This window comes from Streptococcus sp. 2342 (assembly GCF_013276795.1).
GTDB lineage: Bacteria > Bacillota > Bacilli > Lactobacillales > Streptococcaceae > Streptococcus.
In genome coordinates this window covers 82,156-96,196 of record NZ_VMLR01000006.1, presented here as the reverse complement: position 1 = coordinate 96,196, position 14,041 = coordinate 82,156, and the positions used below count along the sequence as shown (strand labels likewise).

At 41.2% G+C, this 14,041-nt stretch carries 9 protein-coding genes; all 9 read right to left on the bottom strand.

The features are described from left to right. Nucleotides 1-695 precede the first annotated feature (695 nt). The gene (locus HT689_RS07945; RefSeq protein ID WP_173225679.1) at nucleotides 696-1,595 is read right to left on the bottom strand and encodes an Rpn family recombination-promoting nuclease/putative transposase; all 900 of its coding nucleotides are present in this window, start codon (nucleotides 1,593-1,595) and stop codon (nucleotides 696-698) included. Nucleotides 1,596-2,680: 1,085 nt separating this feature from the next. Continuing rightward, the gene (locus tag HT689_RS07940) at nucleotides 2,681-6,004 is read right to left on the bottom strand and encodes a sialidase domain-containing protein (RefSeq protein ID WP_240148132.1); all 3,324 of its coding nucleotides are present in this window, start codon (nucleotides 6,002-6,004) and stop codon (nucleotides 2,681-2,683) included. Between the two features lie 288 nt (nucleotides 6,005-6,292). Beyond that, nucleotides 6,293-6,520: a hypothetical protein gene (locus tag HT689_RS07930; RefSeq protein WP_050234264.1), complete on the bottom strand. Its 228-nt coding sequence runs from the start codon at nucleotides 6,518-6,520 to the stop codon at nucleotides 6,293-6,295. Nucleotides 6,521-7,076: 556 nt separating this feature from the next. Continuing rightward, on the bottom strand, nucleotides 7,077-8,057 hold the full coding sequence (locus tag HT689_RS07925; RefSeq protein WP_173225674.1) for an acetylxylan esterase: 981 nt from the start codon (nucleotides 8,055-8,057) through the stop codon (nucleotides 7,077-7,079). Between the two features lie 316 nt (nucleotides 8,058-8,373). Continuing rightward, nucleotides 8,374-10,389: an ATP-dependent DNA helicase RecG gene (gene recG / locus HT689_RS07920; protein WP_173225671.1), complete on the bottom strand. Its 2,016-nt coding sequence runs from the start codon at nucleotides 10,387-10,389 to the stop codon at nucleotides 8,374-8,376. Between the two features lie 18 nt (nucleotides 10,390-10,407). Beyond that, the gene (gene alr / locus HT689_RS07915; RefSeq protein ID WP_173225668.1) at nucleotides 10,408-11,511 is read right to left on the bottom strand and encodes an alanine racemase; all 1,104 of its coding nucleotides are present in this window, start codon (nucleotides 11,509-11,511) and stop codon (nucleotides 10,408-10,410) included. After that, nucleotides 11,501-11,863: a holo-ACP synthase gene (acpS, locus tag HT689_RS07910; protein WP_240148097.1), complete on the bottom strand. Its 363-nt coding sequence runs from the start codon at nucleotides 11,861-11,863 to the stop codon at nucleotides 11,501-11,503. Before acpS ends, alr begins: the two co-directional genes overlap by 11 nt. A gap of 44 nt (nucleotides 11,864-11,907) precedes the next feature. Then, on the bottom strand, nucleotides 11,908-12,939 hold the full coding sequence (locus tag HT689_RS07905; RefSeq protein ID WP_173225662.1) for a 3-deoxy-7-phosphoheptulonate synthase: 1,032 nt from the start codon (nucleotides 12,937-12,939) through the stop codon (nucleotides 11,908-11,910). 1 nt (nucleotide 12,940) lies between these two features. Beyond that, entirely contained in the window at nucleotides 12,941-13,972 is a 1,032-nt protein-coding gene (locus HT689_RS07900) for a 3-deoxy-7-phosphoheptulonate synthase (protein ID WP_173225660.1), read from the bottom strand. Between the last annotated feature and the right edge of the window lie 69 nt (nucleotides 13,973-14,041).

Sequence of the window (14,041 nt, the reverse complement as noted above, 5' to 3'; positions counted from 1 at the left end):
CTCTTCGAAAATCAAATTCAAACTGCGTCAACGTCGCCTTGCCGTACTCAAGTACAGCCTGCGGCTAGTTTCCTAGTTTGCTCTTTGATTTTCATTGAGTATTAGTTTTTCTAAAATAATTCTAATCTATTATTCTAGCACTAGTAGACTCTTTGCCTAAATCTCCTTTCTACATCTCGTTTCACCAAGAACTTTTTAAGAGAGAAATACTCTAAATTAGTTTTGTTACCGTTTTCAATTAGAGTATACTTTTTTTTTTTAGTATTTCAAGTCTTTTTCTAATTTGGAATTTAGTTTCAAATCTTTTTAACTATAGCAACTACATTAAAAGTACTTTCAAAAATAAGTAGGTTTCTTGCAAGACCTGTTTCGAGTGGACAAGATAAAAAACAGAAAAAAGAAGAAAGTGTAAAAAACTCAATTTTAGGAGAAAACAAGGTTAATAGTCGCATGATATAATGCAATGATGTAAAAATCGAATAAATTGATTGGAAAATTCAAACTAATTTCTAACAATGATTTAAGAATTGTAGTGTCCTAATATAGATTCACTGCACTATAAAACGCATAGTATCAAGGTTGTTCAATACCTGATACTATGCGTGTTTGTGATTTTTAAGATTTTGTGCTTAGAGTTTTTTAATTCCAAGAATGCCATCTTAACCAGATGGTTTTCTTGTCTATTATTGCTGATCTTACAACAACGCCTCAAACTCAGATACTGACATACCCAACTGCTGACTGGCAACCTCGGAAGTCAGAAGTCCTTGGCGAACCATATCCAGAAAGGCAAAAAGTTTTCCACGTTCAAGTCCTTCTGCCCGACCTCTCTCCAACCCTTTTTCTTCAGCTTGTTCCAAGGCATAGTCCTGTGCTAACAAGGCTTGTTCTTCGCGCATACGTAGTTGACTAAACATTTCCCTATCCTCCTCGGACCAGCTCTTGTAGTCCAGCAGTTGGTCTGCCTGACTGATGGCTCGCTCGGGTTCCTGAGTAAAGGGTTTATTCCCAAAAAACTCCAACCACGGCTTGCGAACCTTATCTTTGCTGGTTTCTCTGTATTTTTTTAATTCCAAGAAAGCCATCTTAACCAGATGGTTTTCCTGACCGTTATTTGTGATGGTTAAGACCTCACCTGTCGTGTCCTCTCGCATGCTGAAACTGTGGAAAGCCAAGTCATCTGAGAAGTAGTTGCTGTCCACAATTGCAATGGCATAAACGGGTGCGATGTGTTTATAACTCTGGTGAGTATCACCTTCTCGTTGGCGAATTTTTTCAAGATTTTGATTGACCTGACTGCATAGGTAAGCCCACAGGCGATTGATGAAAAAATTCTGATGATGGACTTGAATCTCAATGATAACTTGGGTTCCATTATCTAACTCCGCTAAAACATCTATACTGGTATAGAAATCCTGCGCTGAGTACGGCATGGAAGGTAAGACGTGAATATTGCTCCCCTCCAAAATGGTCACATTTTTTGCTGGCAAGTCCAGCATATCGCGGATAAATTGACAAGTGATTTCTGGGTTGCTAAAGATTTTCTTAGCAACCAAGTCATTGGTCGGGCTAATGCCCGGATGTCTTAGAATCATCCTTTTCCTCCTTCTATTATAGCACATTTTTAATCTAGGTTTGCTAGATTCAATGCTTCTATCTATTTATTCGTAAAAGAAAGACAAAAGAAGCGAGAAACTTCAAAACTATTACCCCTAATCACTTTCAAAGAGATGAATTTTACTCATATTATTTATTAAAGACTATATTTTACAAAAAAGATTACAAAATCAACCATTTTAGAGAACTCTTATCACTTCCTAGACTATTAATTCTAATGTTTTTTTATACTACTAGCTTGCTCGTCAATAGGTCGTAAAGCAAAATCAGTTGATCCATTCCCCGTACTCGTTCACTCTATAGCCGTCTGGTGTTAGCGATACGAAATTTTCCTAAACCTTTTAAATATAAAAACATCTTTTTCCTCACTTTAGTTTCTAATACTTATTTATCCAGATATAATAGCTTACAATCTTTTAAAATCTTCAAATAAGTTATGATTATTCCATACTCTTCAAACCATGTCAACCTTGCCGTGCCGTATGTATATGTTACTGACTTCGTCAGTTCTATCTACAACCTCAAAACGGTGTTTTGAGCTGACTTCGTCAGTTCTATCTGCAACCTCAAAACGGTGTTTTGAGCTGACTTCGTCAGTTTCATCTACAACCTCAAAACGGTATTTTGAGCAGGCTACGGTTAGCTTCCTAATTTGCTCTTTGATTTTTTGAGTATAAGGACATGTTGGATTCTATGTGCTGTATTGTCAACAATACACTCTTCTTCCTGTATATCTACCAACATGATCTACAGAATTTTATTTTACTATAATTTTACCTATATTCCAAGACAAGAAATAAAATAATCAAGAACAAAAACGCATATAACCAATAACTAGCTATATGCATTTTAACACTTAAAGTGAACTGTTAAGTTGCGACTATTAGTATCCAGTCAGAAATATACAGTTTATTTACGACTAGCAAGTCATTTACCCGGCAATAGGAGCTCATCTAAATTGATTTTTTCTTAGAGTAGAAATTTCTACTAAAACTATCTAAATAAACTTTTAATCTCTATGACGGACAAAACGTGTCTCAGTTATTCATCAACATCCAAGGTTCTAGTAGTTGACCCACTCCCCATTGGAGTTAACTTGATAACCATCTACTATAGTATTAACCGCTAATCTTCCGCTTTCATTAACATAGTACCATTTATCTCCAACTTGGAACCATTGATTTACCTTCATTGCACCAGATGATTCCTGATAGTACCAATGGTCTCCATCTTTTATCCAACCAGTTGCCATTGAGCCGTTAGCATTGAGATAGTACCACACACCACTGGATTCAACCCAGCCAGTAGACATTGCTCCACTCTCACTCAAATAATACCATTGATTACCATCTCTAACCCAACCAGTTGCCATCGCACCAGTAGAACTCAAGTAGTACCATTTACCCGCTTCCTGATGCCAGCCTTTCACCACTTCACCAGCAGATGTATAAAAATACCACGCACCATTTTCTTGCTTCCAACCAGTCGTTACTGGAACTTTAATCTCAGTTTTAAGAGGAGTTAAAGTAACATCTCCTACATAAGATTGGAGATAACGAGGAGCAAGAGAAGTAAGAGGAGAGTTTGCTACCATTCTGCCTGAAGGCTCCATAGACACTTGATTCTTCTCTGACTTCCTTTCTGTCATCTCCTCAGATACATCTTCTCTTACTGTATTCATGGTCTCGACAGGATTTTCTTTCGTATCTTCAGGAATTCTACTACCAGCTAGTGTAACTGGTAAATCATGCATACTGTCAATTCTACCGGCCAGTAGACCTGTAATTTCTTGACCTGCATCTTCTTTATTGAAGGTAAAAAGTAGAGTTTTTTGATCTGCCTGGGTCAAGAAGGTAGCTTTGTGTCCATTCGCTAAAGTCAAAGTCGGAATAGAATTCACTAGTACCTCAGAATCAAATTGTATCGCTAAGATACCTTGTTCTGCATCCTCTTCTTCTGTTTCCAATTTACGAACTTCCCTGATAGTTACACTTGTTGGATATACCGGATCTTTTGTTAAAAATTCCCAGTTAAATTTTCTAAATGATAGGGTATAGGCATTTTGTCCTTTTTCAGTATGTTCATACAAGATACCATACTCACCGTTTCCTAATTCTTGAAGCGAATTATAGGCAAACTCTCCTTTTTGAATTGGTCTATGATGTAACCAAGTCAAGTCTCCGTTGTCCTCTACACGAGCCAAATGAGCCATTCCATTCGTCCGTTTAGGTCCTCCTGAATTGGTTAAAATGATGTATTCTTTTCCTTCGTGCATGGTGTGAATAGCAGCCATTTGGACATAAACATCTTTAACCTGATTATATATCTTGATTTCCTTATCCCAAGTTTGCCCACCATCTTTACTTGTGGCAACCTGTAAATCACCCGTTAATCCTCTCATAAAGAGTTTCACATCACCATTATTTAACTGTACAGCAACTGACTCTGTATTTTGGGCAGGACTATTATTCATAGTTGAGGAATGAATTTTTCTTCTGCCTACTGTCCTATCATCATTAACAGCAGCTCCAGCCTGCCATGTTTCTCCATGGTCATCTGAATAAATCAAACGAGAAGACTGAGATCCGCTTAGATGGGAGATAGCGTTGGTGGTATAAGTAGGAACTAGGATACGCCCCTTGTGCTCTCCTGTTCTAAGCACAATTCCTGTACCTGGACCTGTTCCTAAAAATTTCATCCAATCTTGGCGAATTGATGGTGTAATATCTCTTGGTTTCGACCAAGTTTTCCCATCATCATCACTATAGGAAAGCCACAAATAGCTCGTATAGGCTACACGAAATGGATTTTTAGCAGATTGAGCAAAGTAGATATTCCCAAGAAGCTCTTCTCCTTTATAGAGGTCACCCTTATCTCTGTAGGCTTCTTCTTTTGGATCCACTACAACGCGATAATCTGTTTTTTGATTATTTGCATCATATACTTCTCCGTTTTCTCGAACAGTATATGCTTGATTTTCCCCTTGTTTATATAGTAATTGATAGTGCTTGTCTCCAACTTGTTGATAAGCTTTTTGAGGTTTGTTTGGCATTCCAAAGACAGCTCGACCCTCTGGAAACATATCGTAGATTGAAAAAATTCTCTTTGTGGTAGGATCTTGAACCAAGACCATATCAATATTAAGTGGAGATGGTGCCTGCGGATCTTTTGCTTCTGGATTGTCTCGCAGGTTGGTCAAGGTTAAGGTTGGCTGCCAAGTAGTTCCCCCATTCTCACTTCTCCTAACGACCATAGCAATATCTCCCCAGTCAGAATGGTGGAGACGACGCTGATCTGCTCCTGCCAGTAATGTTCCTTTATCCGTACGTAGCAAAGCTGGAATCCGATAACTCTTAATTCCTTCACTATTTGGCTTATCATTGACACCACTCATAAACAACTCTTGCTTCTCTGTCAAGACTGCCCCTTCAGCAAGTGACGGCTCAATATCTGTCACATCAAATAACTGGCTACGTTTTTTGACTTCCTCTGGAGTTAGAGCACGATTGTATACAGTCAGATTACGAATAGAAAGATCTGAGCCCCACTTCAGTTCTCCTGCTCTATTAGTTGCACCTAACTGGAGTTTATCCACATCTGGCATGTCTGCCAGGAATTTTCCTGACTTTTTATTCGTACGAGATAATACACCATTCACATAAAGACGAACCTGACCATTTGGACTATCCTTTCTTGGTCTTTCAACAGTAAAAGTAACCGAATTATACTTGCCTGGTCTAATCTTCAAAGGCGCATCTGTATAACTTCCATAAAATTGACTACCATCAGCTCCACGTCCCTCTATCAAAGCTGTCCCATTATTGATTGCCATTGTAAAGTATTCATTTATTTTAGTTGTACTGGAAGCAGAAAAGAGATTGTAAAAACTAGGACCATCAGCAGCCGGTTTGAACTCCACATGAACAGTTGCATTTTGGAGTCCCTTTACTTTCTCTAATTCATCAGACAAGTCTACTCTTTTTTCGTTTGAATCATTCGTCTCTAAGTCATCTTTTTCTATCACTGTTTCGACATTTTCTAAATCTCGTGCATAGTAATCTCTTGGAATTTTTTCTTCTTGCTTGTCTTCATGTTCTTGCTCATTGCCAGAAAGTTCAGTCTCTGAAACAGACTCTACATGCTCTGCAGGAAGAGTTATATTTTCTCCTTCCTCAGAAGGCTGACTCTTTTCTGTATCAGTTAGGGTTGAGCTCCCCCCCCCCCCCGAAAGTTGAGTTTCATTTGCCAGAGGTTGCTCACTTGCCCCTTCTTGAGCTAAAACAGGAGACGTTCCAAATACCACTGCTCCTACAATCATAGAAACCGCTCCTACCGATAGTTTCCTAATGCTATAACGACACTTACGTTCTTGAACACTCCGATTCATACTGATCCTCTCTATATCTATATCCCGATTTCTGAAATAAGACATTTACTCCAGAAAATACACTTAGTTTGTCTTTTCTTAACTTTCTTTTACTACAGTTCATTTAAATGACAAAAATGAACTAAACAAACTATCTCAAATCGGTGTCAATTTTCCCCTCTCCTTTCTCCAATCAGACTCCTGCCAATCTAGTTTATCTACCAGGACACCGCTGCAATTAAACTAAAATATCTCTTTATAAGCAAATTATTGGACATCGGCTTATGCTATTTACATCATACTTTCTGCTCAATCCTTATCGAACACTTTTTCAAATAGCTTTTCGTAGGCATAAATACTTATAGAAATAATGGGAAATATAATCAAGCTTACAATCAGAATCTTATCCAACTTAAAGGGGACAATCCCAAATAAGTGAAGAAATAAATCAATCAGAAAACTATCGAAAAAAACTGTCAAAAGTAGTTCAACTTGTCTTTTTCTCTGCTTTTTTGTCTTGAATGCCTTAAATATCATATTATTCCCCTTTTCTAAGCTTCAATCCCTTCTCTCTATCTGTCATTTCGCATAGCTACTACTATTTTTACAGCAATCTATCTTTAAATATACATAAAGATAAGATTCTATCACTTTTTATAAGTGTTAGCAAATTTATTATACCTCATTTTTAAAACGCTTTCAACGCGGTGTAGTATAATAGATTTTAGTTTCAAGAAACTCTTTTATATAATAATCTCCTTGAAAGTAGTTTCAGCTGAACATTTATAGTTCATAAAAAGAAAACAGAGACTCATCTGTTTTTTATACTCAATGAAGATCAAAGACCAAGCTAGCCGCAGGCCGCTCAAAACACTGTTTTGAGGTTGTAGATAAGACTGACAAAGTCAGCTCAAAACACCGTTTTGAGGTGGCAGATAGAACTGACGAAGTCAGTAACATATATATACGACAAGGCGAAGCTGACGTGGTTTGAAGAGATTTTCGAAGAGTATGAATTTCAAAGTATATATGAACTAGAATATTTGCTGACTAGACTCTATACAAAAAGAGAGCTACTAGGCTCTCTCATTCATCACTTCACATACTTAAAAGGAATTTCACTACCACAAAGCCAGTTGTAGACTTGGTCATTGACAAATACATTCATGGCTTCGTGGGCATACTCAGGCATGATGCGATAGGCTTTATCGCATGTCAGACGGTTGTAAATCGCAAACTGGGTAATAGGATAGCAAACATCATCGTCCAAGCCCGTAATCATCTTAACCTCACCCTTGATACGATGGGCAAGATTTTTCACATCGATATAGGCCAGGGTCGCCATGATTTCCTCCTCTGTTTCATGGAAGGGGTCGTGAAACTTGAAATAACGGAAAAGTTCGTCGTAAGCCTCGCTAGTATTACCAATCTCAAGCACTCGTCTGAAGTCTGACAAGAAGGGATAGATGGCAACTGTTTTCTGAATTCGAGGATTGAGCGCTGCTGCAACCAAGGCCAAAGCCCCTCCTTGCGAGGCACCATAGCTAGAAAGACGCTTCTCATCAACCTGAGACAGACTAGCAACAATTTCGACCAACTGGTAAATATCCAGATAAACATCCTTATAAAAGAGGCGATCCCGACCTTCCACAGCCCCACGGATGATATGCCCCTTAACAGTATTTCCTAGAGGAGAACGCAAGCCGTCTTGCGAATAACCTGACTGGCCCCGCACATCCATGGAGACAACACCGTAACCAGCCACGGTGAAGGCCAGCATGTCGGTCCAGTCCCAGCCACGTCCCATATAACCATGGAAATGGAAGATTAGCGGAACCTTCTCCTCACTCTTTGGAAGAACGACGCGTGCATAGACCTTGCCTTCATTGGTTCCTTCAAAGGTTAACTCATAGCACTTGACTTGAGGAAGGTGGAAATCTCTTTCCTCCAAGTGGTAGGCTGGAAGCGTGGAAACATTTTTCACTTCCTCATCCCAGAAAGCATCAAAGTCTTCTGGAACCTCATCCCTTCCTAGATAAGTCTTAATCTCTTCTAACAAAGTTGGATTTTTCATAGCATGCTCCTTATATTTTGTAATCGCTAGCACCACTGTAGCACATCTAGGGAAGCAATGCAAGAAAGAAGGGTAAATAGAAAGTGAATTTAGATTCTTTACTTTTAGGATGATAGGCTGAAAGTAGTTTTAGAAACAAAAAAAGAGCATTTCGCTCTCTCTTCTGTTTATACTAGTTTTTTGCTTCCTTCTTTTGAAAAGTGGTTTGGTAATTTACTTTAATCGTTACTGTCATGTGAGAGTCCTCGTTTCTTTTTGATGACTCTAGTATAAGGGTCAAATCTGAAAGCTAGCTTAAGTTTTCCTTAGAGAAAGCTTAATCCAGATGTTCTTTCTTTTCCAAATGAAAAGCTATCATGCGCCACTCTGGATCCTCTTGCCAGCCTTCAATAGAACTAATGTAACTAGCAACCTTTCTTGCTTCTTCTAAAATCGGAAAATCTTCGATAATATCAGCTACTTGAAACTCTGGTAGTCCTGACTGTCTGGTTCCAAAAATCTCACCTGAACCACGCATTTTCAAATCTTCCTCCGCAAGGAGAAATCCATTAGTGGTTTCTGTCATGATGCGCATGCGGTCTTTCCCTGACTTGGTCTTGGGATTAGCCACGAGAACAGCATAGGACTGCTTGTCCCCCCGACCAACACGACCTCTGAGCTGATGGAGTTGACTGAGACCAAAACGGTCGGCATCCATGATAATCATAACGGTCGCATTGGGAACATTGACCCCGACCTCGATAACCGTTGTCGAAACTAGAATATCCGTTTTTCTCTCTTTGAACTCCTGCATAATCTGGTCTTTTTCGTCACTCTTCATCTTGCCATGTAGGAGGGCTACTTCTGCCTTGCCAGCAAAATGAGCCGTTAACTCCTCAGATAGAGCAATGGCATTTTTCAAATCCAGAGCTTCTGATTCTTCAATCAAGGGAGAGATGACATAGGCTTGGGAACCTTTTTGGATTTCTCCCTCTAACCAAGTCAAGACCTGTGGTAGTTGCTCATGCTTGATCCAGCGTGTCACAATAGGTTTCCGTCCTGCTGGCATCTGGTCGATAATGGAAACATCCATATCTCCAAAGGCTGTGATGGCCAAGGTTCTTGGTATGGGAGTCGCCGTCATCATGAGGACATCTGGATTGTCTCCTTTTTCCCGTAAAATACGCCTTTGCCCCACACCAAAACGGTGCTGCTCATCGATAATAATCAAACCAAGACGAGCATACTCCACCCCATCCTGTATCAGAGCGTGAGTTCCGATAATCAAATCAGCCTCACCCTTGGCAATAGTCTCCAAGACTTCTCTCTTTTCTGCAGCTTTCAAGGAACCTGTCAAGAGAGCGAGTTTTAGGTCTGGGAATAGACTCTGTAGACTCTCAAAATGTTGCTCTGCGAGAATTTCTGTTGGCACCATGAGAGCAGCCTGATAGCCAGTCGTCACTGCCGCATACATAGCCAAGCCAGCGACGACTGTTTTTCCACTCCCCACATCCCCTTGCAAGAGACGATTCATGTGGTGATCCGACTTCATGTCGATCAAAATTTCTTGCAAACTCTTTTCTTGAGCTGAAGTCAGGGCAAAAGGCAGGCTTTCTTTGACTGCTGTCACTTTTTCCTGAGACCAATCCAGAACCAGACCGCTTCCCTGAACTCTATTTTCAGACTTGAGCGTCTGCAACTGCATTTGAAAATAAAAGAGTTCCTCAAATTTGATACGGCGAAGGGCCTGCTTGTATTCTCCCAAATCCTTGGGGAAATGCATAGCACGAACGGCCTGACAACGGGACATGAGTTTGTATTTGTCCAGCAAAGACTGGGGAAGATTTTCCTCAATCAAGAGGTCCAGTCCCTGATCAAAGGCTGTCTTGATGACCTTGACCAAACTGGCCTGACTGATTCCCTGAGCCAAGCGATAGACAGGTTGGAGGTCATCTTCCACCTGAGCCAGGACCTTCATCCCAGTCAAACTAGCCTTGGCACGGTCCCATTTTCCAAAGACAGCAAGAGTTGCTCCCAACTCTATCTTATCTGCTAGATAGGGCTGGTTAAAGAAATTCACCGCAAAAACAACTTCTCCCTGCTTGAGACTAAAGCGTAGACGATTGCGTTTGAAACCATAATACTGGACACTGGCAGGAGTCACGACTTGACCAGACAGAACTGCCTTTTCCCCGTCTTCCAGTTCCAGCACCTGCTTGGTCTTAAAATCTTCGTAACGGAAAGGAAAGTAGAGCAAGAGATCTTGCAAATTTTCAATTCCTAGTTTGGCGTATTTTTCTGCTGACTTTGGTCCCACACCAGGTAAGACATGCAAGGGTTGATGTAGATTCATGCTCCACTCCTTTCTTTTCTAATAATATTCTCTCGGAATGCGGTCGCTGAGGAGACAAACCACCTCATAGTTAATAGTCCCACGGTAGGCAGCTACCTGAGTTGCAGTGATTTCCTTGTCACCGTTGGAGCCAATCAAAGTTACCTTAGTTCCGAGTGGGTAAGGCTTAGGCAGACGAATGGTGATTTGGTCCATCGAAACCCTGCCGACGATTGGGCAAGCTTGGCCATCTACCAAGACAGAGAAATTTTGCAGGTCTCGTGTCCAACCATCCGCATAGCCGATTGGCACGGTCGCGATGACTTGCTCGCTATCCGCTTGATAGGTCGCTCCATAGCCCATGCAAGCCCCAGCTGGAACTGTCTTGACATGAACTAAAGCAGACTCCAAGGTCAAGGCCGGTATCAAATCATAAGGCAAATCCAAGACCTCTCCGCTAGGATTGAGACCATACATGGCGTCTCCCATACGAACCGCATTGAAAATAGTCTCTGCATGCCAAAGGGTCGTTGCTGAATTACTGGCATGAACCAGCTCTGGAAGACCTTTCATACTTGATAGAATGGTTTTAAACCGTTCTAACTGGGCATTAAAATAGTCATCTGATTCCTCATCAGCAGTAGCAAAGTGGGTAAAAATCCCTTCAACATGCACACCATGTTGTTGGAGCAAGTCTCGAGCCTGATTAGTCTCACGAGCCTCTCTAAAACCAATTCGTCCCATGCCTGAGTCAATCTTGAGATGGACTGTTAAACCTGCTAGATCTTCCTCCCTAGATAAGAGTGCTTGAATCCACTCCAGTCCAGCCACTGTCAAGGTGATATCGTATTCTTTAGCTAGAGCAACAACTTCTAGCTCAGAAACTCCTAAAATGAGGATTGGCTTGCTGAGTCCAGCTTGTCTGAGTTCAATGGCTTCATCGATATTGGAAACGCAAAAGCCATCAACATCATCTTGGATTGCCTTAGCAACGGCAACAGCTCCATGCCCGTAAGCATTGGCCTTGACCACTGCCCACTTGAGTGTCCCATTAGGGATATGAGCCCCCATTTGCTGAATATTGTGTCGAATAGCTCCCAGATGAATCAGAGCCTTGGTTGGTCTATGCGGACTAGCTTTCATGATTTTCCTCCAAAATAACACTGGCTGTCACAAACTGATCGGTATGGCTAATAGACAGCCAAATTTTTCCTGAAAATGATGACTGACTAAAATAAGGCGCCCCGCGTTCATTGTTCAAAACTTCTAAATCCTGAAAACCGAGCTTGCCAATACCCGTTCCCATGGCCTTGGAAAAGGCTTCTTTAGCCGACCAGCGACCAGCCAAATATTCAATCTGCCTGCGCCCTTTAAGACTGTTAAACCGTTCCATTTCCTTAGCGGTCAGCACGCGCTTAGCAAAGCCTTCATGTCGTGTAACTGCGCTTTCTATCGAAGCCAATTCTTCGATGTCAATTCCATGTCCAACTATCATTTTCATCAAAAGGAGTTGAGATTCCCCAACTCCATCCTTTTCACTTATTTTGTCAAGGTAGCATAAATCTCTTCTATCAAAGCCTCTGTATTTTCCCAACCTAGGCAAGGGTCAGTAATAGAGCAACCAAAGACCTCTGGTTGGTTTTGACGACCATCTGCTAGGTAGGATTCAATCATAAAGCCTCGAACCGTCTTTTTGATTTTCTCATTCCAATCACGATTCTGCAAGGTCTGACGAACAATTCGAATCTGCTCCATATACTGCTTGCCGGAGTTATCATGGTTGGTATCAATGAGGATAAAGGGATTTTCAAGTCCCATGGTTTCATAGCGTTCAATGGCTTGAAGTAGGTTTTCATAGTAGTAATTCGGCATATAATTGCCATACTCGTTAACTGCTCCACGGAGGATAACATGGGCCAAAGGATTACCTGATGTCTCAACTTCCTGCCCATGATAAAGGAAGGTTTGCTTGTTTTGAGCAGCATAGATGGCGTTAAACATAACACCCAAATTTCCTGAGGTTGGATTTTTCATCCCGACTGGTGCATCAATCCCTGAAGCCACAAAGCGGTGCTCTTGGTCTTCCACAGAACGAGCTCCAACGGCATGGTAGCTGACCAAGTCATCCACCAAAATCAGATTTGACGGATAAAGCATCTCATCTGCCGTTGTCAAGCCAGTCTCTGTAATCACGCGGTAGTGCAACTGGCGCACAGCCTGCAAACCGTTAATCAGGCTTGGAGCCTTAGAAGTATCTGGCTGGTGCACCAAGCCCTTATAGCCGTCTCCGTTAGTCCGAGGTTTAGCAGTATACACGCGCATAACCATGAAAATCTTGTCCGCTACCTTCTTTTGCAAGGCGGACAAACGGCGGGCATATTCCAAGACAGCTTCTTCATTATCAGAAGAGCAAGGACCAATCACCAAGAGGATACGGTCATCTTCCCCTGAAATAATGTCTGCCAATTCCCTGTCACGGCTTTCCTTGAGTCTCAAGGCTTCCGCAGACAATTGGGTTTCAGCCTTGATGACTTCCATATCGATTTCTTGACCTTTTTCAATAAATACCATCTTATTCTCCTAACGTTTTGTAAATTTCTCTGACAAGAGCTTCTGTGTTATCCCAACCCAGGCAAGGGTCTGTTATAGACTTGCCAAATACTTCCGGTTCGTTTTGACGACCGTCTTCTAGATAAGACTCAATCATAAAACCACGAACGAACTGCTTGATTTTTTCATTCCAAGCACGGTTAATCAAGGTCTGGCGGACAATTCGAATCTGATCCATGTATTGCTTACCAGAGTTGTCATGATTGGTATCAATGATGATAAAAGGATTTTCCAAGCTCATTTTCTCATACTGGGCAATGGTCTCAATTAAATTGTCATAATAGTAGTTGGGAATATTTTTTCCATATTCATTAAGAGCACCGCGAAGAATAGCGTGTGAAAGCGGATTACCAGTTGTTTCCACTTCTTTTCCTAGGAAAAGGAAGCTTTGTTTGTTTTGAGCAGCATAAATCCCATTAAACATAACATTGAGATTTCCAGAGGTTGGATTTTTAAAACCAGTCGAAAATCCTGCCCCACTTGCCACAAAGCGGTGTTGCTGGTCTTCAACTGAACGGGCACCAACCGCCATATAAGAAATCAAATCATCTACAAGCGGCAGATTTTCAGGATAAAGCATTTCATCAGCTGTTGTCATGCCTGTTTCTGTGATGACACGATAGTGAAGATGGCGCACAGCTTTGATTCCGTTGATGAGGCTTGGTGCTTCTGTCGCGTTAGGCTGGTGAATCAAGCCCTTGTATCCATCTCCGTTGGTACGGGGTTTGGCAGTATAAACACGCATAACCATAAAGATACGGTCTGCTACTTTTTCTTGCAAAGCTGCCAAACGCTTAGCGTACTCAAGAACAGCTTCTTCATTGTCAGATGAGCATGGCCCGATTACCAAGAGAATTCGCTGGTCTTCTCCACGTATAATGGCTTCTAGCTCTTGATCACGCTGTGATTTTCTCTCCAAAGCTTGGCCTTCTAATTTTGATAAGGCACGAACTTCTTCAATATTGATTTTAGGACTTTTTGCTGTAAATACCATAACTCATCTCCTTATAAAGCAAACGGATACCAAGTAAAAATTTACTTTTCACAAGGTATCCGCCTCTAA